At 73.6% G+C, this 21,673-nt stretch carries 18 protein-coding genes; 11 read left to right on the forward strand and 7 right to left on the reverse strand.

Features of this window, described 5'->3' with window-relative positions:
* Window positions 1–165: 165 nt before the first annotated feature.
* On the forward strand, window positions 166–810 hold the full coding sequence (locus AB0E83_RS08920; protein ID WP_362108090.1) for a phosphoribosylanthranilate isomerase: 645 nt from the start codon (window positions 166–168) through the stop codon (window positions 808–810).
* The gene (locus tag AB0E83_RS08925) at window positions 807–1,046 is read left to right on the forward strand and encodes a hypothetical protein (protein ID WP_362108093.1); all 240 of its coding nucleotides are present in this window, start codon (window positions 807–809) and stop codon (window positions 1,044–1,046) included. The genes AB0E83_RS08920 and AB0E83_RS08925 overlap by 4 nt, the downstream gene beginning before the upstream one ends.
* Before the next feature lie 241 nt (window positions 1,047–1,287).
* On the opposite strand, the gene xylB is transcribed toward AB0E83_RS08925, so the two are convergent.
* Window positions 1,288–2,772 (reverse strand): xylulokinase, encoded by a 1,485-nt coding sequence (gene xylB, locus AB0E83_RS08930; RefSeq protein ID WP_362108096.1) that lies wholly within the window; start codon window positions 2,770–2,772, stop codon window positions 1,288–1,290.
* Window positions 2,773–2,893: 121 nt separating this feature from the next.
* Between xylB and xylA the strand changes: the two genes are divergently transcribed.
* Complete coding sequence (gene xylA / locus AB0E83_RS08935) at window positions 2,894–4,063, forward strand: xylose isomerase (RefSeq protein ID WP_362108098.1); 1,170 nt, start codon at window positions 2,894–2,896, stop codon at window positions 4,061–4,063.
* Between the two features lie 21 nt (window positions 4,064–4,084).
* Here xylA and AB0E83_RS08940 read toward each other — a convergent pair whose 3' ends face one another.
* Window positions 4,085–5,113, reverse strand: coding sequence for a LacI family DNA-binding transcriptional regulator (locus tag AB0E83_RS08940; protein ID WP_362108179.1), 1,029 nt, complete (start codon window positions 5,111–5,113; stop codon window positions 4,085–4,087).
* Window positions 5,114–5,208: 95 nt separating this feature from the next.
* A complete protein-coding gene (locus AB0E83_RS08945; protein ID WP_362108101.1) occupies window positions 5,209–5,529 on the reverse strand; it encodes an L-rhamnose mutarotase in 321 nt (106 codons plus the stop codon).
* 193 nt (window positions 5,530–5,722) lie between these two features.
* Between AB0E83_RS08945 and rhaI the strand changes: the two genes are divergently transcribed.
* The 6 genes from rhaI (at window position 5,723) to AB0E83_RS08975 (ending at window position 13,367) form a co-directional block, all read left to right on the forward strand.
* Window positions 5,723–6,889 carry an L-rhamnose isomerase gene (rhaI, locus tag AB0E83_RS08950; RefSeq protein ID WP_362108181.1) on the forward strand — a complete coding sequence of 389 codons (1,167 nt, stop codon included), beginning with the start codon at window positions 5,723–5,725 and terminating at the stop codon, window positions 6,887–6,889.
* A gap of 155 nt (window positions 6,890–7,044) precedes the next feature.
* The gene (locus AB0E83_RS08955; protein WP_362108104.1) at window positions 7,045–9,090 is read left to right on the forward strand and encodes a bifunctional aldolase/short-chain dehydrogenase; all 2,046 of its coding nucleotides are present in this window, start codon (window positions 7,045–7,047) and stop codon (window positions 9,088–9,090) included.
* Window positions 9,087–10,571: a rhamnulokinase family protein gene (locus tag AB0E83_RS08960; protein WP_362108107.1), complete on the forward strand. Its 1,485-nt coding sequence runs from the start codon at window positions 9,087–9,089 to the stop codon at window positions 10,569–10,571. The genes AB0E83_RS08955 and AB0E83_RS08960 overlap by 4 nt, the downstream gene beginning before the upstream one ends.
* Window positions 10,571–11,287, forward strand: a complete 717-nt coding sequence (locus AB0E83_RS08965) for a (Fe-S)-binding protein (protein ID WP_362108110.1) — start codon at window positions 10,571–10,573, stop codon at window positions 11,285–11,287. Before AB0E83_RS08960 ends, AB0E83_RS08965 begins: the two co-directional genes overlap by 1 nt.
* Window positions 11,284–12,732 carry a LutB/LldF family L-lactate oxidation iron-sulfur protein gene (locus AB0E83_RS08970; protein ID WP_362108113.1) on the forward strand — a complete coding sequence of 483 codons (1,449 nt, stop codon included), beginning with the start codon at window positions 11,284–11,286 and terminating at the stop codon, window positions 12,730–12,732. Before AB0E83_RS08965 ends, AB0E83_RS08970 begins: the two co-directional genes overlap by 4 nt.
* Window positions 12,729–13,367, forward strand: coding sequence for an LUD domain-containing protein (locus AB0E83_RS08975; protein ID WP_362108115.1), 639 nt, complete (start codon window positions 12,729–12,731; stop codon window positions 13,365–13,367). Before AB0E83_RS08970 ends, AB0E83_RS08975 begins: the two co-directional genes overlap by 4 nt.
* Before the next feature lie 15 nt (window positions 13,368–13,382).
* On the opposite strand, the gene AB0E83_RS08980 is transcribed toward AB0E83_RS08975, so the two are convergent.
* From AB0E83_RS08980 to AB0E83_RS08995, 4 genes are read right to left on the reverse strand one after another with little or no spacing between them, the layout of a single operon-like run.
* Window positions 13,383–14,408, reverse strand: coding sequence for a LacI family DNA-binding transcriptional regulator (locus tag AB0E83_RS08980; protein WP_362108117.1), 1,026 nt, complete (start codon window positions 14,406–14,408; stop codon window positions 13,383–13,385).
* Window positions 14,409–14,437: 29 nt separating this feature from the next.
* The gene (locus AB0E83_RS08985; RefSeq protein ID WP_362108119.1) at window positions 14,438–15,346 is read right to left on the reverse strand and encodes a carbohydrate ABC transporter permease; all 909 of its coding nucleotides are present in this window, start codon (window positions 15,344–15,346) and stop codon (window positions 14,438–14,440) included.
* Window positions 15,343–16,377: a sugar ABC transporter permease gene (locus AB0E83_RS08990; RefSeq protein ID WP_362108121.1), complete on the reverse strand. Its 1,035-nt coding sequence runs from the start codon at window positions 16,375–16,377 to the stop codon at window positions 15,343–15,345. The genes AB0E83_RS08985 and AB0E83_RS08990 overlap by 4 nt, the downstream gene beginning before the upstream one ends.
* Window positions 16,374–17,690 (reverse strand): extracellular solute-binding protein, encoded by a 1,317-nt coding sequence (locus AB0E83_RS08995; RefSeq protein ID WP_362108123.1) that lies wholly within the window; start codon window positions 17,688–17,690, stop codon window positions 16,374–16,376. Before AB0E83_RS08995 ends, AB0E83_RS08990 begins: the two co-directional genes overlap by 4 nt.
* Window positions 17,691–17,887: 197 nt before the next feature.
* Between AB0E83_RS08995 and AB0E83_RS09000 the strand changes: the two genes are divergently transcribed.
* Window positions 17,888–19,909: a beta-galactosidase gene (locus tag AB0E83_RS09000; protein WP_362108125.1), complete on the forward strand. Its 2,022-nt coding sequence runs from the start codon at window positions 17,888–17,890 to the stop codon at window positions 19,907–19,909.
* A gap of 163 nt (window positions 19,910–20,072) precedes the next feature.
* Complete coding sequence (locus tag AB0E83_RS09005) at window positions 20,073–21,653, forward strand: arabinogalactan endo-1,4-beta-galactosidase (protein WP_362108127.1); 1,581 nt, start codon at window positions 20,073–20,075, stop codon at window positions 21,651–21,653.
* Window positions 21,654–21,673: the final 20 nt, after the last annotated feature.

Below are 21,673 nucleotides of genomic sequence, written 5' to 3' on the forward strand. Positions count from 1 at the left end.
GGCACCCCTTCGGCGGCCTGGCCGCGCGGGCCCGCGCCCGGGGCGGGCCGGCCCCGTTGCCCGGCCCGGCCGCCCTCCGCCCGCGGGATCACCGGCGGCGGATCGACGCCGCCGGACGCGGTCAGTAGGCTCGACGGCGCCGGACGGGAGCAGAGGAGCGACAGAGTGTTCGTCAAGGTGTGCGGGCTCGCCACGACCGCCGACATCGACGTGGCCGCGGAGGCGGGCGCGGACGCGGTCGGCCTGGTGATCAGCGGGACCAGCGTCCGCGGGCTCGACCGGGACCGCGTGCCGGCGCTCGCCGCGCACGTGCCGGACGGCGTGGTCTCCGTGCTCGTCGTCAACGACACCCCGGCCGCCGAGGCGGCCCGGATCGCCGCCGACCTCGGCTTCGACGCGCTCCAGCTGCACGGGCGCGCGTACGGCCGCGCGGAGTTCGAGGCCGCCGCCGGCGTCTTCCCCCGCCTGTGGCGGGCGACCGCGCTCGCCGACGGGCCGGACACCCGTGTGGGCGCGCTGGGCGAGGAGGTCCTGCTGCTCGACTCGCCCAGGGCCGGCTCGGGCGCGCGCTGGGACCTCTCGCTCCTGGACGCGGCCCGCCCGGAGGGCCGCTGGCTCCTCGCCGGCGGCCTCGCCCCCGCCAACGTCGCCGAGGCGATCGCCACGGCCCGCCCCTGGGGCGTGGACGTCTCCAGCGGCGTCGAGTCGGCGCCCGGCGTGAAGGACCACGACCTGGTCCGCGCCTTCGTCGCCGCCGCGAAGTCCGCGCCCGCTCAACCTTCCGGCGCCCCCGCGCGTCAGGAGGGGTGAAGCAGGACGCACAACCGAAGGACGAGGGGGCCGTGATGGTGGAGGAACTGGCGGAGGTCGTGGCGAGGGCCGCCGGCTGGACGGCGCGGGGCGTGACCGCCCTGCTCAGCATCCCGGAGACGTACTCGGCGGCGGCGGAGTACGCCGCCGCGAAGGGCGAGCGCCCCCGCGCCCGGCGGGACGACGGGGACGGCCGGGACGACCGGGGCGCGAAGTCCCCCGGGAAGGCTCACTGACCGTTCCGGAACGTGCCGGCTCCGGGGCCCGCACGCGTGGGTCCCGGTTCCGGACCGGGCCGGATCCGCTCGGATCCCGGGTGATGGATCCTGGATCCAACATCCCGGATGTTGGATCCAGGATGTTGGATTCACCCTGCTGGATATTGGATCCGACATCCGAGCCCTGGAACGTGGATCCAACCTCCAACATCCCTGATCCAAACTCCAGCATCCGGGATCCGGGATCAGGGGTCAGGGATCAGGACAGCAGGGTCGGTCCCGCCGTCGTCAGCACGTCCTCGATCCGCCGCCAGGTCTCCTCGTCGCGGGGAACGGCCTCCAGGACCTCCCCCGCCCCGGTGCCCCAGGCGGTCGCGACGGCCACCGGGTCCTCGCCGGTGGCGGCGCCCGCGGCGAGGGCGGCGGCGCCGAGGGCGACGAGTTCGTCGGCGGCGGGGACGACGAGGGGGCGGCCGGAGAGGCGGCGGACGGTGTCGGTCCAGGTCCGGCCGCGGGCGCCGCCGCCGATCAGGCGGAGCGGCCGGTCGCGGACGGCGGGATCGGCGGGGTCGAGGCCGCAGGCGGCCAGGAGGCCGTCGAGGGCGCGCAGGACGGTGAAGGCGGCGCCCTCGTAGGCGGCGCCGAGGAGCGCGCGGGGGTCGGTGGTGTGGCGCAGGCCGGTGACGAGGCCGGAGGCGGCGGGGAGGTCGGGGGTGCGTTCGCCGTCGAGGTACGGGAGGACGACCGTCTCCCCGCCGGGACGGGCGTCCTCGCGGTCGAGGCCGAGGAGGGCGGCGAAGCGGTCGACGGCGAGCGTGCAGTTGAGGGTGCAGCCGAGCGGGAGGCGGGTGCCGTCGGTGGCGGCGAAGCCGGCGAGGGCGGGGTCGGCGGGGCGGGCGCGGGTGGCGGCGAAGACGGTGCCGGAGGTGCCGAGGCTGACGACCGGGTGGTCGAGGAGGCCGGCGGCGCCGAGGCCGAGGCCGACGGCGGCGGCCATGTTGTCTCCGGTGCCGGCGGCGACGGCGACCGTGCGGGGCAGGCCCAGGGCCTCGGCGGCGGCCGCCGTCAGGCCGCCGGCGCGGGTGGCGCCGGTGGGGGCGACGGCGGGCAGCCGGGCCGGGTCGAGGCCGAGGAGGTCGAGGAGACCGGGGTCGTAGGCGCCGTCGGCGGTGGCGTACCAGCAGGTGCCGGAGGCGTCGCCGGGGTCGGTGACGGCCTCGCCGGAGAGGCGTTCGGTGAGCAGGTCGTGCGGGAGGCGGACGGCGGTGGCGGCCTCGGCGTGGTGGGGTTCGTGCTCGCGCAGCCACTGCCACTTGGCGGCGGTCATGGAGGCGACGGGAACGGAGCCGGTCCGGTCCAGCCAGGCCTTCGGCCCGCCGAGGCGCTCGGTGAGGGCGGCGGCCTGGGGGGCGGAGCGGGTGTCGTTCCAGAGGAGGGCGGGGCGCAGCGGCCGCCGGTCGGCGCCGAGCGCGACGAGCCCGTGCTGCTGGCCGGCGACGGCGATGCCGGTGACGGTGACGGCGGGGCCGGCGGCGGTCGCGTCGCGGACGGCCGCGCGGACGGCGGCGACCAGGGCGGTCCACCACTCCTCGGGGTCGCTCTCGCGGGCGCCGCCGGTGCCGGTGACGGTGTGGGGGGCGCGGCCGAGGCCGAGGACCTCGCCGGTGGCGGCGTCGACGGCGACGGCCTTGGTGGACTGCGTGGAACTGTCCACGCCGATCACGACGGAGCGGCTGACGGGCACGCCCTCACCTCTTCCCAACTCTGCGGTCCTCGTCCGGGTCTGGCGTCCCGGGGCGCCGGTGGCGTATTAGTTATCTCAGAAAACAAATCCGGCCGCCAGCAGCCCCAGAAGAAGGATCACCATGCCCGAGCGCTTCTCCCCCACCCCCGAGGACCGGTTCACCTTCGGTCTGTGGACCGTCGGCTGGCAGGGCCGCGACCCCTTCGGCGAGGCGACCCGCCCCGCCCTCGACCCGGTCGAGTCGGTCGAGCGGCTGGCCGCCCTCGGGGCGTACGGCGTCACCTTCCACGACGACGACCTGATCCCCTTCGGCGCGCCGGAGGCGGAGCGCGAGGCCGTGGTGAAGCGGTTCCGGGACGCCCTGGACCGCACCGGCCTGAAGGTGCCCATGGCCACCACCAACCTCTTCACCCACCCGGTCTTCAAGGACGGCGCCTTCACCGCCAACGACCGGGACGTGCGCCGCTACGCGCTGCGCAAGACGATCCGGAACATCGACCTGGCCGTGGAGCTCGGCGCGCGGGTGTACGTCGCCTGGGGCGGGCGCGAGGGCGCCGAGTCGGGCGCGGCCAAGGACGTGCGGGTGGCGCTGGACCGGATGAAGGAGGCCTTCGACCTGCTCGGCCAGTACGTCACCGAGCAGGGGTACGACCTGCGCTTCGCCATCGAGCCCAAGCCGAACGAGCCGCGCGGCGACATCCTCCTGCCCACCATCGGCCACGCCCTCGCCTTCATCGAGCGCCTGGAACGGCCCGAGCTCGTGGGCGTGAACCCGGAGACGGGCCACGAGCAGATGGCGGGGCTCAACTTCCCGCACGGCATCGCGCAGGCCCTGTGGGCGGGCAAGCTCTTCCACATCGACCTCAACGGCCAGTCCGGCATCAAGTACGACCAGGACTTCCGCTTCGGCGCGGGTGACCTGCGCCAGGCGTTCTGGCTCGTCGACCTGCTGGAGTCGGCCGGCTACGAGGGCCCGCGCCACTTCGACTTCAAGCCGGTGCGCACCGACGGCTTCGACGGCGTGTGGGAGTCGGCGAAGAACTGCATGCGCAACTACCTGGTGCTCAAGGAGCGGGCCGCCGCCTTCCGCGCCGACCCGGAGGTCCAGGAGGCCCTGGCCGCCTCCCGGCTGCCGGAGCTGGCCGTGCCGACCGCCGCCGAGGGGCTGGCCGGGCTGCTGGCCGACCCGACCGCGTACGAGACCTTCGACGTGGACGCGGCCGCCGCCCGCTCGATGGCCTTCGAGCGCCTCGACCAGCTCGCCCTCGACCACCTGCTCGGGGTGCGCTGAGCGCGGGCTCCCGAGGGGGCGTCAGCGGGTGGTGAGGGTGGAGCGGCGGACGACCAGCTCCGGCTGGAGCACCACCTGCTGGTGCCGGTGGTCCGCCGCCGCCTCGCCGGTCTCCTCCAGGAGCAGTTCGGCGGCCCGGGCCCCCAGGGTCAGGGCCGGCTGGCGCACGGAGGTCAGCGGCACGGTGGCGGCCGCCGCGAACTCGATGTCGTCGTAGCCGACGATCGCCATGTCTTCCGGGACCCGGACCCCGGCCGCGTACAGCGCCTGGAGGACGCCGAGGGCCAGCAGGTCGTTGGCGCAGAAGACGGCGGTCGGCCGGTCGGCGAGGCCGAGCAGCCGGGAGCCGGCGTCCCGGCCCGAGGCCACGTCGAGCCGGTCGGCGGGGATCTCCCGCAGGGCGTCGGCGGGCAGGCCCGCCTCGGCGAGCGCGAGCAGCGCGCCCTCGCGGCGGTCCCGCACCTGCTGGAGGTGGGCGGGGCCGCTGACGTACGCGAAGGAGCGGTGGCCGGCGGCGGCGAGGTGGCGGATCGCGAGGGAGCCGCCGACGACGTCGTCGACGGAGACCGAGCAGCCGCCGCCGTCCCCGCCGACCCGGTCGACCAGGACGTAGGGGATGCCGTGCCGGCGGAAGTCGCGGAGGTTGCCGCCGTCGGCGTCGGCGGGCGTGACGAGGACGCCCCGCACCCGCTGCTCGGCGAAGAGGGAGAGGTAGTCGGCCTCGTCGCCGGGGTTCTGGTCGCTGTTGCAGACCATGACGCCGAGGCCGGCGGCGCGGGCGGTGCGCTCGGCGCCGCGCGCGATGTCCACGAAGAAGGGGTTGCCCATGTCGAGGACGAGCAGCGCCATGATCCGGCTGCGCCCCGCCCGCAGCTGGCGGGCGGACTCGCTGCGCACGTAGCCGAGCCGGTCGATGACCCGGCGGACGTGCTCCAGGGTCGCCGGGGAGACCCGGTCGGGCTGGTTGATCACGTTGGAGACGGTGCCGACGGAGACGCCAGCCTCCCGGGCCACGTCCTTGATCCCGACCGTCCGCGCGGTGCCCGTCACCCGTCCCACCTGGCCGTCCGTCCTGCCCGTACCGCCCCGTCCGTTCGGGGTGGCCGCCACCTGTCGCATCCTATGCGGCTCCGCTCACGCGAGGCTCACGCGAGGTGGAAGACCTCGGTCAGCGGGCGCATCGCCTCGTCCGGCCGGCGGCCGTCGAGCTCCTCGAAGAAGCCGCCCATCCCGGCCTGCCAGCGGGCGTTCACCTCGGTGGCCTCCATGGCGGCCTTCGCCCGCGCGAAGTCCTCGGTCTCCAGGTAGCCGACGAGGAGGCCGTCCTCGCGCAGGAAGAGCGAGTAGTTGCGCCAGCCGGCGGCGGTGAGGGCGTCGCGCATCTCCTGCCACACCTCGGCGTGGCGCGCCCGGTACTCCTCCGTCCGCTCGGCGCGGACCTTCAGCAGGAAGCAGACCCTCTGCACGGCGGACTCCTCGATCTCCTCGACACATCTCCTCGGCGCGCGGATCCGAATGAAATGTTTCAGATCCCCTCCCGCCGGACGCTAGATCCACCTCCCCATGGCGGTCAAGAACCTTGACGACACCTTGGGTGTGGACTAGCTTCCGTCTCGAATGAATCGATTCATTGAACGTTCTGAACTCACCGAGGTGGACATGCCCGACATCGCCGCCGTGAAGGCCGCCCTCGCCGCCCAGCGGATCGAGACCCCCTCCTGGGGCTACGGGAACTCCGGGACCCGCTTCAAGGTGTTCGCCCGGGCCGGCGTGCCCCGGAACCCGTACGAGAAGCTCGACGACGCGGCCGAGGTGCACGCCCGCACCGGCGTCGCCCCGAGGGTCTCCCTGCACATCCCCTGGGACCGGGTCGACGACTACGCCGCCCTCGCCGCGTACGCGAAGGAGCGCGGTCTGGAGCTGGGCGCGATCAACTCCAACACCTTCCAGGAGGACGACTACCGGCTCGGCAGCGTCTGCCACCCGGACCCGCGGGTCCGCCGCAAGGCGGTCGACCACCTGCTGGAATGCGTCGACATCATGGACGCGACCGGGTCGACGGACCTGAAGCTGTGGTTCGCGGACGGCACCAACTACCCCGGGCAGGACGACGTGACGGCACGTCAGGAGCGGCTGGCCGCCTGCCTGGAGGAGGTGTACGGACGGCTCGGCGACGGCCAGCGGATGCTGCTGGAGTACAAGCTCTTCGAGCCGTCGTTCTACACGACCGACGTGCCGGACTGGGGCACCTCGTACGCCCACTGCCTGAAGCTCGGCCCCAAGGCGCGGGTGGTGGTGGACACCGGGCACCACGCGCCGGGCACCAACATCGAGTTCATCGTCGCCTTCCTGCTGCGGGAGGGGAAGCTCGGCGGCTTCGACTTCAACTCCCGCTTCTACGCCGACGACGACCTGATGGCCGGGGCCGCCGACCCCTTCCAGCTCTTCCGGATCATGCACGAGGTCGTGAAGAACGGCGGCCTGGACCCGGCCGCCGACGTGGCCTTCATGCTCGACCAGTGCCACAACGTCGAGGCGAAGGTCCCGGCCGTCATCCGCTCCGTGATGAACGTCCAGGAGGCCACCGCCAAGGCCCTCCTCGTCGACGCCGACGCCCTCGCCGCCGCCCAGGCCGCCGGTGACGTGCTCGCCGCCCACGCCGTCCTGATGGACGCCTACGACACCGACGTGCGCCCGCTGCTGCGCGAGCTCCGCGAGGAACGGGGCCTCGACCCCGACCCCGTGGCCGCCACCCTCCGCTCCGGGCGCCTGGAGCGCGTCGCCGCCGAGCGCGTCGGCGGCGCGCAGGCCGGCTGGGGCGCGTGACCGTCGCCCCCGTGTGACCGTCCCCGCCCGTGTGACCGTCGCCGCCCGTGTGCCCGCCGCCCCGCGTGACCGTCCGCCCCGCGTGACCGTCAACCCCGTGTGGCCGTCCGCCCCGCCCCGCAAGGAACCCCTCCTCTCCGCGAAGGAAGACCCTCATGACTTCCGGCACCCACCCCGAGGTCGCCGCGCTCCTCGCCCGCGCCCACCGCCTCGGCGCCGACCCCACCGTCACCAACTACGCGGGCGGCAACGCCTCCGCCAAGGGCTCCGTCACCGACCCGGTCACCGGCGGCGACATGGAGCTGATGTGGGTGAAGGGCTCCGGGGGCGACCTCGGCACCCTCACCGAGGACGGCCTCGCCGTCCTCCGCCTCGACCGGCTCCGCGCGCTGAAGGACGTCTACCCCGGCGTCGGGCGCGAGGACGAGATGGTCGCCGCCTTCGACCACTGCCTGTACGGCAGGGGCGGCGCGGCCCCGTCGATCGACACCGCCATGCACGGCCTGGTCGACGCGCCGCACGTCGACCACCTCCACCCGGACGCGGGCATCGCGCTGGCCTGCGCGGCCGACGGCGAGAAGCTGACGGCGGAGTGCTACGGCGGGAGGGCGGCCTGGGTGCCGTGGCGCCGCCCCGGCTTCCAGCTCGGCCTGGACATCGCCGCGGTCAAGGAGGCGCGCCCCGGGGCCGTCGGCGTCGTGCTCGGCGGGCACGGCATCACCGCGTGGGGCGCCACCTCCGAGGAGTGCGAGGCCAACGCCCTGTGGATGATCCGCACGGCCGAGGCGTTCCTCGCCGGGCGGGGCCGCCCCGAGCCGTTCGGGCCGGTGGTCGAGGGGTACGCGGCGCTGCCCGCCGGGGAGCGCCGGGAGCGGGCCGCCGCGCTCGCCCCGTACGTCCGCGCGCTCGCGTCCCAGGACCGCCCGCAGGTCGGCCACTTCACCGACTCCGAGGCCGTCCTCGACTTCGTGTCCCGGGCGGAGCACCCGCGCCTGGCGGCCCTCGGCACCTCCTGCCCGGACCACTTCCTGCGGACGAAGGTCCGCCCGCTGGTCCTGGACCTGCCGCCGACGGCCCCGCTGGAGGAGGCCGTGGCCCGGCTGAAGGAGCTGCACACCGCGTACCGCGAGGAGTACGCCGCCTACTACCACCGCCACGCCACCGCCGGCTCCCCCGCGATGCGCGGCGCCGACCCCGCGATCGTGCTGCTCCCCGGCGTCGGCATGTTCTCCTTCGGCAAGGACAAGCAGACGGCCCGCGTGGCGGGCGAGTTCTACGTCAACGCGATCAACGTCATGCGGGGCGCCGAGGCCGTCTCCGCCTACTCCCCCATCGAGGAGGCGGAGAAGTTCCGCATCGAGTACTGGGAGCTGGAGGAGGCCAAGCTGCGGCGCATGCCGGAGCCGAAGCCGCTCGCCACCCGCGTCGCGCTCGTCACCGGGGCCGGGTCCGGCATCGGAAAGGCCATCGCCCGCCGGCTGGTCGCCGAGGGCGCCTGCGTGGTCGTCGCCGACCTGAACGGCGACAGCGCCGAGGCCGTCGCGGAGGAGCTGGGCGGCCCGGACAAGGCCGTGGCGGTCACGGTGGACGTGACGGACGAGGAGCGGATCGCCGCCGCGTTCCGCGAGGCCGTCCTCGCCTTCGGCGGCGTCGACCTCGTCGTCAACAACGCCGGCCTCTCGATCTCCAAGCCCCTGCTGGAGACGACCGCGAAGGACTGGGACCTCCAGCACGCCGTCATGGCCCGCGGCTCCTTCCTCGTCTCCCGCGAGGCCGCCCGGATCATGACCGCGCAGGGCCTCGGCGGCGACATCGTCTACATCGCCTCCAAGAACGCCGTCTTCGCCGGGCCGAACAACATCGCGTACTCCGCCACCAAGGCCGACCAGGCCCACCAGGTACGCCTCCTCGCCGCCGAGCTCGGCGAGCACGGCATCCGCGTCAACGGCGTCAACCCCGACGGCGTCGTCCGCGGCTCCGGCATCTTCGCCGGCGGCTGGGGCGCCCAGCGGGCCGCCACCTACGGCATCGAGGAGGGGAAGCTCGGCGAGTTCTACGCCCGGCGGACCCTCCTCAAGCGCGAGGTGCTCCCCGAGCACGTCGCGAACGCGGTCTTCGCCCTCACCGGCGGCGACCTCACCCACACCACCGGCCTGCACGTCCCCGTCGACGCGGGCGTCGCCGCGGCCTTCCTGCGATGAGCGCGGCGCGCGGCGCGTTCGCCGCCGTCGATCTGGGCGCCACCAGCGGCCGGGTGATGGTCGGTCACATCACCTCGGATTCCCTGGGGTTGACGGAGACGCACCGCTTCCCCAACCTGCCGGTCCGGCTTCCGGACGGGCTGCGCTGGGACGTGCTCGGTCTCTACCGGGGGGTGCTCGACGGGCTCCGCGCGGCCGCCCGGGCGGGCGGCGTCGCCTCCGTCGGCGTGGACACCTGGGCCGTGGACCACGGGCTGCTCGACGCCGACGGGGCCCTCCTGGGCGCCCCGTTCCACTACCGGGACGCCCGGACGGACGGGGTCGCGGAGGGGGTGTGGGCGCGGGCCGGGGGCGCGGCGGAGCTGTACCGGACGACGGGGCTCCAGCACCTGCCGTTCACCACCGTCTTCCAGCTGGCGGCCGCCGCCGGCAGCGCGCAGCTGGGGGCGGCGCGGACGCTGCTGCTGATGCCGGACCTGATCACGTACTGGCTGACGGGGACGGTCGGCGCGGAGGAGACCAACGCCTCGACGACCGGCCTCTTCGACGTGCGGTCCGGCACGTGGGCGCGGGAGCTGGCGGCCCGGCTGGGGATCGATCCGGGGCTGCTGCCGCCGCTGCGGGCCCCCGGCGACCCGGCGGGGACGCTGCTGCCGCACGTCGCCGCGGAGACCGGGCTGCCGGAGGGGACGCCGGTGACGGCGGTCGCCTCGCACGACACGGCGTCGGCGGTGGTGGCGGTGCCCGCCACCGGTCCCGACACGGCGTTCGTGTCCTGCGGCACCTGGTCGCTGGTGGGCCTGGAGCTGCCGGCGCCGGTGCTGTCGGAGGAGGCGCGGGCGGCGAACTTCACCAACGAGCGGGGCGTGGACGGCACGGTCCGGTTCCTGCGGAACGTCATGGGGCTGTGGCTGTGGGAGGAGTGCCGCCGGAGCTGGGAGGCCCGGGGGCACGCGGTGGACCTGCCGGAGCTGCTCGAAGAGGCGGTCCGGGAGCGGCCTTTCGCCTCGCTGGTCGATCCGGACGCGCCGGAGTTCCTGGCGCCCGGGGACATGCCGGGGCGGATCGCGGAGTTCTGCCGGCGCACCGGGCAGCCCGTGCCGGAGTCCCCGGCGGCGGTGCTGCGCTGCGTCCTGGAGTCGCTGGCCCTGGCGCACCGCCGGACCCTGCGGCGGGCCGCCTCGCTCACCGGGCGGGACGTCCGCCGGATCCACCTGGTGGGCGGCGGCGCGCGGAACGCGCCGCTGTGCCAGTGGACGGCGGACGCGACGGGGGTGCCGGTGACGGCGGGCCCGGTGGAGGCGACGGCGCTGGGGAACGTGCTGGTGCAGGCGCGGGCCGCGGGCCTCGCCGGCGACCTCGCCTCCGTGCGTCGCCTGGTCGCCCGGACCCAGCCCCTGCGACACTACGAGCCGCGGGGCGACCGCTCCGCCTGGGACCGGGCCGCCGCCCGTCTCGAACCGTCCCCGAGGAACTGCTGATGCGCGTCGCCCTCTTCGTCACCTGCGTCAACGACGCCGTCTTCCCGTCGACCGGGGTGGCCACGGTCCGCCTGCTCGAACGGCTCGGCGTGGCGGTGGACTTCCCGGCGGCACAGACCTGCTGCGGGCAGCCGCAGTTCAACACCGGCTACCGGCGGGAGACCGGGCCGCTGGTGCGGCGCACGGTCCGCGCCTTCGAGGGGTACGACCACGTGGTCGTCCCGTCGGGGTCGTGCGCGGCCATGGTCCGCCACCACTACCCGGCCTTCGGGCCGGAGGCGGCGGCGCTCGGGCCGCGGACGTACGAGCTGACGGAGTTCCTGGTGGACGTCCTCGGCGTGACCGACGTCGGCGCGTACTTCCCGCACAGGGTCACGTACCACCCGTCCTGCCACGGACTGCGGATGCTCGGCCTGGGCGAGCGGCCGCGCCGCCTCCTGGAGGCGGTGAAGGGGCTGGAGCTGGTGGAGCTGCCGGGCGCGGAGGAGTGCTGCGGCTTCGGCGGCACCTTCGCGGTGAAGAACCCGGACGTGTCGGCGGCGATGGGCGCGGACAAGGTCGCGAACGCGGTGTCGACCGGCGCCGAGGTGCTGTGCGGCGCGGACAACTCGTGTCTGCTGCACGTGGGCGGCATGCTGAGCCGGCGGGGGGCGCCGCCGCGGGCGGTGCACCTGGCGGAGGTCCTGGCGAGCACGGAAGAGGAGCCCTGGCGGTGAGCGGAGTCTTCATGGGGATGCCGGCCTTCCCCGAGGCGGCGCGGGAGGCGACCCGGAACCCGACGCTGCGGGCGAACCTGCGGCACGCCACGCACACGATCCGCGACAAGCGGGCGCGGGCCGTGGCCGAACTGGACGACTGGGCCGAGCTGCGCGAGGCCGGCAAGCGGATCAAGGACCGGACGCTCCGTCACCTCGACTCCTACCTCCTCCAGTTGGAGGAGGCGGTGACGGCGGCCGGCGGGACGGTGCACTGGGCGGCGGACGCGGCCGAGGCCAACCGGATCGTCGCGGAGCTGGTGAGGGCCACCGGCGAGAGCGAGGTCGTCAAGGTCAAGTCGATGGCGACGCAGGAGATCGGGCTCAACGAGCACCTGGAGGCGGAGGGGATCCGGGCCTACGAGACCGACCTGGCCGAGCTGATCGTGCAGCTCGGCGAGGACCGGCCCTCGCACATCCTGGTCCCCGCGATCCACCGCAACCGGGGCGAGATCCGCGACATCTTCCGTGAGGAGATGGTGAGTTGGGGCAGACCGGCCCCGGAGGGGCTCTCCGACTCCCCGGCCGAGCTGGCGGAGGCGGCCCGGCTGCACCTGCGGGAGAAGTTCCTGCGCGCCAAGGTGGGGATCTCCGGGGCGAACTTCATGGTCGCCGAGACCGGCACCCTCGTCGTCGTGGAGTCGGAGGGCAACGGGCGGATGTGCCTGACCCTCCCCGAGACGCTGATCTCCGTCGTCGGCATCGAGAAGGTGGTGCCGACCTGGCGGGACCTGGAGGTCTTCCTCCAGACCCTCCCCCGCTCCTCCACCGCCGAGCGGATGAACCCGTACACGAGCACGTGGACCGGCACCACCGACGGCGACGGCCCGAGCGCCTTCCACCTGGTCCTCCTCGACAACGGGCGCACCGACGCGCTCGCCGACGAGGTCGGCCGGCAGGCGCTGCGCTGCATCCGCTGCTCGGCCTGTCTCAACGTCTGCCCGGTGTACGAGCGGGCCGGCGGGCACGCGTACGGCTCCGTCTACCCCGGCCCGATCGGCGCGATCCTCACCCCGCAGCTGCGGGGCACCACCAGCGCGGTCGACGCCTCGCTGCCGTACGCCTCCTCGCTCTGCGGGGCCTGCTACGAGGTGTGCCCGGTCGCCATCGACATCCCCGAGGTCCTCGTCCACCTCCGCGAGAAGGTCGCCGGCCGGGGCGGGAAGGGGCACCGGCTGGAGAAGGCGGCGATGAAGGCCGCCGGGTGGGTCCTCGACCACCCCGGCGTCCTCGCCGCCGGCGAACGCCTCGCGTCCAAAACCCGCGGGCTGCACCCCAGGAAGCTGCCGGGCCCCGGCGCCCGCCAGTGGACGGACCACCGCGACCTGCCCGAACTGCCCGCCGAGCCCTTCCGCGACTGGTGGAAGAAGAACCGCCCCGCAGACCCGCCAGGAGACCGCACATGAGCCAGAACTCCCGGGAGCGGATCCTCGCCCGGATCCGGTCCGCCGTCGCGGACGCTCCCGAGGCGCCGGACGTCCCCCGGACGTACCTCGCCCGTCACGTCCCGGACGACCCGGACGCGGTGCTCGACCTGCTGCACGAGAACCTGGCCGACTACCGGGCCCGCGTCCACCGCGCCGGCCCGGCGGGGCTGCCCGCGCTGATCGCCCGGCTGCTCGACGAGCGGGGGGCGCGGAGCGTCGCCGTGCCGCCGGGGCTGCCGGAGGAGTGGCTGGCGGAGTCGGGGGCCGAGCGGATCGCGGACGGGCCGGGGCTGACGCCGGCGGTGCTCGACGGGGTGGACGCCGTGGTCACGGGGTGCGCGCTGGCCGTCGCCGAGACCGGGACGATCGTCCTGGACGGCGGCCCGGGGCAGGGGCGGCGGGCCCTCACCCTCGTACCGGATCTGCACCTGTGCGTCGTCCGGGCTCCGGAGCAGGTGGTGGCGTCGGTGCCGGAGGCGCTGCCGCGGCTGGAGCCGGCGCGGGCGCTCACCTGGATCTCGGGTCCCTCGGCGACGAGCGACATCGAGCTGGACCGGGTCGAGGGCGTGCACGGGCCCCGGACCCTGGAGGTGATCCTGGTCCGGGGCGCGTAGCGCACGGGCGGGCGGTCAGGCGGAGTCGCGGACCACCAGTTCCGTGGGGAGGATGACGGTCGCCGGGTCCTCGCCCGCTATCCGGGCGAGGAGGGTGCGGACCATCTCGGCGCTGATCCGGTCCCAGGGCTGCCGGATGGTGGTCAGCGGCGGCTGGGAGGAGAGCGCGGCCGGGGAGTCGTCGAAGCCGCCGACGGCGATGTCCTCGGGGACCCGCTTCCCGGCGCGGGCGAGGGCGTCGAGGACGCCCTGGGCCATCAGGTCGGAGGCGACGAAGACGGCGTCGGTGTCGGGGGCCCGCTCCAGGAGGGTGCGGGCGGCCTCGGCGCCGCTGGCGCGGCTGTAGTCGCCGGTGACGATCAGGTCCTCGTCGGCGGGGAGGCCGCAGGCGGCGAGGGTCTCGCGGTAGCCGGCGAGCCGCTCGACGCCGCCGGGGGTGTCGAGCGGGCCGGTGACGGTGGCGATGCGGCGGCGTCCGGTGGCGTACAGGTGGCGGACCATCTCGCGGGCGCCGTCGCGGTCGTCGGCGGCGACGTACCCGATGCGGGTGGTCTGGCCGAGCGGCTTGCCGCAGGCGACGACGGGGACGCCGGCCTCGTGGAGCCGGGCCACGACGGGGTCGCCGGAGTGGCTGGAGACGAGGAGGACGCCGTCGACGTGGCCGGCCTCGATGTAGCGGAGGTTGCGGCGGCGTTCGTCCTCGGTGCCCGCGATCATCAGGATCAGGGGGATGTCGCGGTCGGCGAGGGCCTGGGTGCAGGCGCGCAGGAGGACGTTGAAGTTGGGGTCCTCGAAGAAGCGCTCCTGCGGTTCGGTGAGGAGGAAGGCGACCGAGTCGGACTTGCCGGTGATCAGCGAGCGGGCGTGCCGGTTGACCACGTACCCCGTTCTTCGGATCGCGGCGTCGACGGCGGCCTTCGCCGCCGGGCTGACGTAGTGGCCGCCGTTGAGGACGCGGGAGACGGTTCCGCGGGAGACGCCGGCCTCGCGGGCCACGTCGTGGATGGTCACCGGCCGGCGCCTGCTCGCTGCTGTGCTCATGCTGTGTGTTTCCCCTCGTTCCCCTGTGCTCAGGACTTTACGGCGCCCGACAGCAGGTCGAGGCTCCAGAACCGCTGGATGACGAGGAAGAGGGCGATCAGCGGGAGGACGGCGAGCATCGCGCCCATGATCACCAGGGTGTAGAGGGAGGGCTGGCTGGCACCCTGATTGAGGAGGGTGAACAGGCCGACGGTCATCGGGAACTTCTCGTCGTCGCCGAGCATGATGAACGGCAGCAGGAAGTTGTTCCAGATGGCGACGAACTGGAAGAGGAAGATCGTCACCAGGCCGGGGGCGAGCATCGGCACGGCGATCCGGGTGAAGATCCGCCATTCGCCGGCGCCGTCCATGCGGCCGGCCTCGACCAGCTCCATGGGGATGGCGGCCTCGGCGTAGATGCGGCCGAGGTAGACGCCGTACGGGGAGAGGATCAGCGGCAGCAGGACGGAGAGGTGGCTGTCCGTCAGGTCGGCCTCGGCCATCAGCAGGTACTGCGGGATGGCGAGGATCACCGGGGGCATGAGGACGCCGGTGAGCATGACGTTGAAGAACGCCTCGCGGCCGGGGAAGCGGTAGACGGCGAGGGCGTAGCCGGCGGAGGCGGAGACGGCGGTCGACAGGAGGGCGCCGAGGCCGGCGTAGAGGACGGAGTTGCCCATCCACGTCCAGTAGATGCCGTCGCGGTAGGCGGTGAGTTCGCCGAGGTTGTCGGAGAAGCCGCTGCCGGGCAGGAAGGTGAAGGTGGAGAAGAGCTCGTCGTCGGCCTTGGTGGCGGCGACGACCACCCAGGCGACCGGGAGCAGGCAGTAGAGGGCGCCGAGGACCAGCGCGGCGGTCGGCAGCAGGGCGGTGCGGCGCGGCGGGGCCTGCGCGGTGCCGGGGGTGCTGCCGGCGGCGGGGGCCGCCTTGCGGAGCGTGGGGGAGGCGAGCCCGGTCATCGGCTGGCTCCTTGCGTGGTGCGGCGGTTGGAGATCCTGAGGAGGGCGAAGGAGAGCGCGAAGGTGGCGAGGGCGAGGACGACGGCCGTCGCGGAGGCCGCGTAGATGTTCCCGCCGGTGAACGCGTCGTTGTAGACCTTCATCAGGGGGCTCCAGGTGGAGGGGATGCCGTTGGTGAGCGGCTTGAGCGTCATCGGCTCGTTGAAGACCTGGAGGGTGGCGATGATCGAGAAGAAGAAGGTGAGGACCAGGGAGGGCGCCACCATCGGGATCTTGATGCGGAGCGCGATCTGGAGCTCGGAGCAGCCGTCGAGCTTGGCCGCCTCGTACACCTCGGCGGGCAGGGCGCGCAGCGCGGTGTAGATGACGATCATGTTGAAGCCGGTGCCGCCCCAGACGGCGATGTTGGCCATCGCCAGGTAGAGCGGGCCGCCGTCCATGAGGTCGGGCTGCGGGAGGCCGGCCTTCTCCAGGAGGAAGTGGAAGGGGCTGACGGCGGGGAGGTAGAGGAAGCCCCAGAGGACGGCGGCGATGACGCCGGGCACGGCGTACGGCAGGAAGATCGCCAGCCGGGCGAAGGACCGGCCCCGGACGCGCTCGGAGTCGAGCAGGAGCGCGAAGAAGAGGGCGAGGCCGAGCATGACGGGGACGACGACGGCGCCGTACCCGAGGACGCGCAGGGCGCTCGCGAGGAACTCGGAGTCGGTGAGGGAGGAGGCGTAGTTCTCCAGGCCGGCCCAGACCTCGGTCTTGGCGCCCTTGCCGAGGCCGAGTCCCTTGATCTCGACCTTGTGGAAGCTGAGCCAGACCGCGTAGCCGATGGGCAGGGCGAAGAAGAGGGCGAAGAGGACGGCGGCCGGAAGGAGGAAGAAGTAGGGGGCGCTTCGCGCTCGCTTGAGGGTGGTGGTGGGCGACGGGAAGAAGGAGGGGGCGCTTCGCGCTCGCTTGAGGGTGGTGGTGGGCGACGGGTGGGCGTACGGGGCCGTCTTGACCCCGTACGGCCGGCGCGCGCCCTTGGGGGGCTGCGTCACTTGGCGACCTCGAAGCCCTGCTTGTCGAGGTCGTTCACCGTGGTGTCGCGGACGGCGGTGAGGGCCTGGGCGAAGGCGGCGGCGGTCTTGGCCTTGGCGGCCTTGCCGAACTCGTCCTTGAAGGCGGTGTAGGCGACGTTCACATTGGGGCCCCAGGCGGCGGGGGCGGTGGTCTTCGCGATCTCGGCGGCCTTGGTGTAGAAGTCGGGCTGGTTGGCGAAGTAGTCGGGGGCCTTGGCGAGGGCGCCGCTGGTCTGGGCGGCGGTGGCGGCCGGGTAGATGCCGCTCTCCTTGACGAGGGCGGCGAGCGCCTCGGGGTCGGTGTTCAGCCAGACGGCGAACTTCGCGGCGGCCTCCTTGTGCTGGGAGTCGGTGGTGACGGCGGTGGAGGAGCCGCCCCAGCTGCCGGTGGCGTTCTCGCCCTCGGTCCACTGCGGGAGGGGGGCCATGGCCCACTTGCCCTTGGTGGCGGGGGCGGCGGTGGTGAGGGTGCCGGGGGCCCAGACGGCGGAGACCCAGGCGATCTGCTCGCCGGTGTCGAGGGCCTTGTTCCAGGCGGGGGTGTACATGGGCTGGTTGTCGATGGCGCCCTCGGCGACCAGTCCGCCCCAGAAGTCGGTGACCTTCTTGGTGGCGGCGTCGTCGACGCCGACCTTCCAGGTGTCGCCCTCGAAGGTCCACCACTTGGCGCCGGCCTGCTGGGAGAGGCCGGCGAAGAGGCCGGCGTCGTTGGCGGAGAAGGTGGTGAGGGACTTCTTCGGGGCCTTCTTCTTCAGCGCGCGGGCGGTCTCGGCGAACGCGTCCCAGGTGGTGGGGACGGTCAGGCCGTACTCCTTGAAGAGGTCCTCGCGGTAGAAGAACATCAGCGGGCCGGAGTCCTGCGGGAGGGCGTAGACCGCGTCGCCGCCGAGGGTGGTCTGCTGCCAGATGCCGGGGGCGAACTCCTTCTCGACGCCCTGGACCTCCTTGGCTATGTCGGCGAGGGCGTCGTTGCTGACCAGGGTCGGCAGGGCCTGGTACTCGGCCTGGACGAGGTCCGGGCCCTTGTGGGCCTTGGCGGCCGTGATGATCTTGGTGACGAGGTCGTCGCCGGAAGCCTGCTTCTGCACCGTGACCTGGATGTCGGGGTGTTCGGCGTTCCAGAGGGCGGCGACCTTGTCCATGCCGGGCGCCCAGGCCCAGTAGGTGAGCTTGACGGGGCCGGATGCGGCGCCCGCCTCGTCGCCGGAGTCGGATCCACAGGCGGTGAGCGCGGTGGCGCCGAGGAGGACGGCGGTGGCGGCGGCGAGGCTGCGGCGCGTGATCTGGGGCATGGGTGGGTTCTCCCTGACCGAAAGGGGCCTCTCCTTCGGACGGAGAGGCCGACCATGCATCTGTGAGCGTTCACAGTAGAGAAACGTTCCGGACACTTGTCAATGGTTGTTCCTGTGCGGTTATGTTGCGTTGCCACATCGAAACCGGATGTGTGAACGTTCCCAAACATTCGCTTCAGCGCGTTCAGGAGAGACTCATGTCGCCGACGACCCCCAAGGGCCTGACCCGGCTCGCGTTCGGCGGGGACTACAACCCCGAGCAATGGCCGGAAAGCGTCTGGCAGGAGGACGTGCGGCTGATGCGGGAGGCCGGCGTCACCCTGGTGAGCGTCGGGATCTTCTCCTGGGCGCTCCTGGAGCCCGAGCCGGGCCGGTACGACTTCGACTGGCTCGACCGGGTCCTCGACCTGCTGCACGCCCACGGCGTCCGGGTCGACCTCGGCACCCCGACGGTCGCCCCGCCCGCCTGGTTCTACCGCGCGCACCCCGAGGCGCTGCCCGTCACCCCGGACGGGGTCCGCCTCGCCTACGGCTCGCGCGGGGCGATCTGCCACAGCTCCCCCGCCTACCGCGAGGCCGCCGTCCGGATCACCACCGAGCTGGCCCGCCGCTACGCCGACCACCCGGCGCTCGCGCTCTGGCACGTCCACAACGAGTACGGCGTGCCCGTCAGCGCCTGCTACTGCGACGGCTGCGCCGCGCACTTCCGGCGCTGGCTGGACCGGACGTACGGCTCCGTCGAGGCCGTGAACGAGGCGTGGGGCACCGCCTTCTGGGGCCAGCGGTACGGCACGTACGAGGAGATCCTGCCGCCCCGCGCCACCCCGACCGTCGGCAACCCCGCCCAGCGGCTCGACTACCGGCGCTTCGCCGATGCCACGATCCGGGAGAACTTCCGCGCCGAGCGGGACGTCCTCCACGCGCTGTCCCCGGGCGTCCCGGTCACCACCAACTTCATGACCGCCCTCAGCCAGTGCGACTCGATCGACTACTGGGCGTGGGGCCGCGAGGTCGACCTCGTCACCAACGACCACTACCTGATCACCGACGGCCGCCGCACCCACGTCAACCTCGCGATGGCCGCCGACCTCACCCGGTCCGTCGCCGGCGGCGCCCCCTGGCTGCTCCTGGAGCACTCCACCTCGGGCGTGAACTGGCAGCCCCGCAATCCGGCCAAGCGCCCCGGCGAGATGGCCCGCAACTCCCTCGCGCACGTCGCCCGCGGCTCCGAGGGCGCGATGTTCTTCCAGTGGCGGCAGTCCCGGCGCGGCGCCGAGAAGTTCCACTCGGCGATGGTCCCGCACGGCGGCACCGACACCCGGATCTGGCGCGAGGTCGTCGAACTCGGCGCGGACCTCGGCGCCCTGGAGGAGGTCCGGGGCAGCCGGACCGTGCCGGACGTGGCGATGCTGTGGGACTGGCACTCCTGGTGGGCGCAGGGCCTGGAGTGGCGGCCGAACGAGGCCCACGACGCCCGGGAGCGCGCCGACAGCTTCTACGAGACCCTCTACGACCGGCACCTCACGGTGGACTTCGCCCACCCCGAGGCCGACCTGTCCGCCTATCCGCTGGTCGTCGTCCCGGCGCTCTACCTGATGACGGAGGCCGCGGGGCAGAACCTGCGGGAGTACGTGGAGAACGGCGGCACCCTCGTCGTCTCGTACTTCTCCGGGATCGTCGACGAGCACGACGCCGTCCACCCCGGCGCCTACCCGGGCGCCCTGCGGGACGTCCTCGGCCTCACCGTCGACGAGTGGTCGCCGCTCCTGGACCACCAGCGGGTCGGGATCACCGGCCCCGGCGGCGCCGCGCTCACCGGCGACGTGTGGACGGAGTTCGTCCGGCCGCGCGGCGCCGAGACCGTCTGGACGTACGCGGACGGGCCGGCCGCGGGCGGTCCCGCCGTCACCCGGCACCGCCTCGGCCGCGGCACCGCCTGGTACGTCTCCACCCGCCTCGACGCCGCCTCGCTGGACGCGATCGTGGCGGCGGCCGCGGAGGACGCCGGCGTCCCGAGCCGCCCCGCCCTCCCGCGCGACGTGGAGGTCGTGCGGCGGGCCGGCGCGCACGGCCACTACCTCTTCGCGCTCAACCACACCGGCGCGGAGGCGAAGGTGCCGCTGGACGGCCCCGGCACGGAACTCCTCGAAGGCGCGCGGGTGAGCGGCACGCTCGCCGTCCCCGCCGGAGCCGTGCGCGTCGTCCGCCTCGACGGCTGACGCCCGCGCCCCTCCCCCCTGATCTCCCCGGGGGCGGCCCGCACCCGCTGCGCCGCCCCCGGGTGAGCCGTACCACCTCCCGCACCACCCGGTCCCCGTCCCCGAGGAACAGCGCCACCGCACCACACTTCCCCCGTCCGTCACCGTCGAAGGGACATCGGCGATGCGCACCACCAGAGGCCGTTTCCGGCTCCGCTCCGCCGCTCTCGCCACCGCGCTCGGCGCGGGGCTGCTGCTCGCCCCGCTGCCCGCGCGGCAGGCCGTGGCCGCGAGCACGCTCACCAACACCGGCTTCGAGGCCGACGGCACCGGCACGGCCACGCCGTCGGGCTGGTCGACCTACTCGGCCACCGGACAGAACTCCGCCTCCTTCACCGAGGCCGGCGGCCGCGGCGGGGGCCACCGCCTCTCGCACTGGTCGTCGTCCGCCTACAAGGTGGAGACGTACCAGTACCTCAGCGGCCTCGCCGACGGCACGTACACGCTGAGCGCCTGGGTGCGCTCGGGCGGCGGCCAGAACGCGGCCTACCTCGCGCTGCGCAACTGCGGCTCCGCCGAGCAGCGCACCGACCTGCCGGTGACGACCAGTTCCTGGATACGGGTCGTGACCTCCGTCAAGGTGGTCGGCGGCGACTGCACGATCAGCGTCAACTCCGATGCCAAAGCGGGCAATTGGCTGAACGTGGACGACCTGACCTTCACCCCGGGCTCGACCGGGCTCACCGTGAAGGGCGTGGACCTGTCCGCCCTCGAGAAGAACGAGGACTTCGGCGCCACGTACAAGAACGCCTCGGGGACGGCCGGCGACCCGGTCGCGCTCCTCAAGGGCGCGGGCGCCAACTACGGCCGGCTGAAGGTGTGGGTGAACCCGGCCGACGGCTACAACACCAAGGCCCAGGTCCTCGCCACCGCGAAGCGCATCAAGGCGCAGGGCATGAAGCTGCTCGTGGACTTCCACTACTCGGACGTCTGGGCCGACCCGGGCGCCCAGACCAAGCCGGCGGCCTGGGCGGGCCACTCGTACGCGCAGCTGAAGACGGACGTGTACACCCACACGTACGACGTCCTCGACGCGCTGAAGGCGCAGGGCACCACGGCCGACATGGTGCAGATCGGCAACGAGATCAACACCGGCATGCTGTGGCCCGAGGGGTCGACGTCCAACTGGACGCAGCTCGCGGGGCTGCTCGGCTCCGGTATCTCGGCGGCGAAGGCGGTGTCGCCGACGACGCAGATCGCGCTGCACCTCGCGAACGGCGGCGACAACGCGCTGTACCGGAACTGGTTCGACAACGCCCGGGCGCAGGGCGTGAGTTACGACGTGATCGCGCTGTCCTTCTACGGCTACTGGCACGGGGCGCTGTCCTCGCTCCAGGCCAACCTGGACGACATCTCGGCGCGTTACGGCAAGAAGGTGATGGTCGCGGAGACGGCGTACCCCTTCCGGCTGGACAGCGAGGACGCGCACGAGAACATCATCGACCTGTCGTCGGAGCTGGTCTCCGGCTACCCGGCCTCCCCGGCCGGCCAGTCGGCGTGGCTGCGTGACGTGATGAACGTGGTGGAGGCCGTCCCGGGCGGCCGCGGCCTCGGCGTCGTCTACTGGGAGCCGGCCTGGACGGCGGTCACCGGCAACGGCTGGGACCCGACGGACCCGTCGTCGGGCAACGCCTGGGAGAACCAGGCCCTGTTCGACTACGACAGCCGGCTGCTTCCGGCGGCGGGCTGGTTCGCCCACCGCTAGGACGCCCGACGGGTGAAGGG

It is taken from the genome of Streptomyces sp. NPDC035033 (genome assembly GCF_040636735.1).
GTDB lineage: Bacteria > Actinomycetota > Actinomycetes > Streptomycetales > Streptomycetaceae > Streptomyces.

Excerpts from the sequence above, each read along its gene's own strand:
- rhaI (WP_362108181.1), top strand. The coding sequence starts at position 5,723 with ATGCCCGACATCGCCGCCGTGAAGGCCGCCCTCGCCGCCCAGCGGATC.
- AB0E83_RS09005 (WP_362108127.1), top strand. The coding sequence starts at position 20,073 with ATGCGCACCACCAGAGGCCGTTTCCGGCTCCGCTCCGCCGCTCTCGCC.
- AB0E83_RS09000 (WP_362108125.1), top strand. The coding sequence starts at position 17,888 with ATGTCGCCGACGACCCCCAAGGGCCTGACCCGGCTCGCGTTCGGCGGG.
- AB0E83_RS08965 (WP_362108110.1), top strand. The coding sequence starts at position 10,571 with ATGCGCGTCGCCCTCTTCGTCACCTGCGTCAACGACGCCGTCTTCCCG.
- xylA (WP_362108098.1), top strand. The coding sequence starts at position 2,894 with ATGCCCGAGCGCTTCTCCCCCACCCCCGAGGACCGGTTCACCTTCGGT.
- AB0E83_RS08980 (WP_362108117.1), bottom strand. The coding sequence starts at position 14,408 with ATGAGCACAGCAGCGAGCAGGCGCCGGCCGGTGACCATCCACGACGTG.
- AB0E83_RS08985 (WP_362108119.1), bottom strand. The coding sequence starts at position 15,346 with ATGACCGGGCTCGCCTCCCCCACGCTCCGCAAGGCGGCCCCCGCCGCC.
- AB0E83_RS08995 (WP_362108123.1), bottom strand. The coding sequence starts at position 17,690 with ATGCCCCAGATCACGCGCCGCAGCCTCGCCGCCGCCACCGCCGTCCTC.
- AB0E83_RS08975 (WP_362108115.1), top strand. The coding sequence starts at position 12,729 with ATGAGCCAGAACTCCCGGGAGCGGATCCTCGCCCGGATCCGGTCCGCC.
- AB0E83_RS08955 (WP_362108104.1), top strand. The coding sequence starts at position 7,045 with ATGACTTCCGGCACCCACCCCGAGGTCGCCGCGCTCCTCGCCCGCGCC.
- AB0E83_RS08960 (WP_362108107.1), top strand. The coding sequence starts at position 9,087 with ATGAGCGCGGCGCGCGGCGCGTTCGCCGCCGTCGATCTGGGCGCCACC.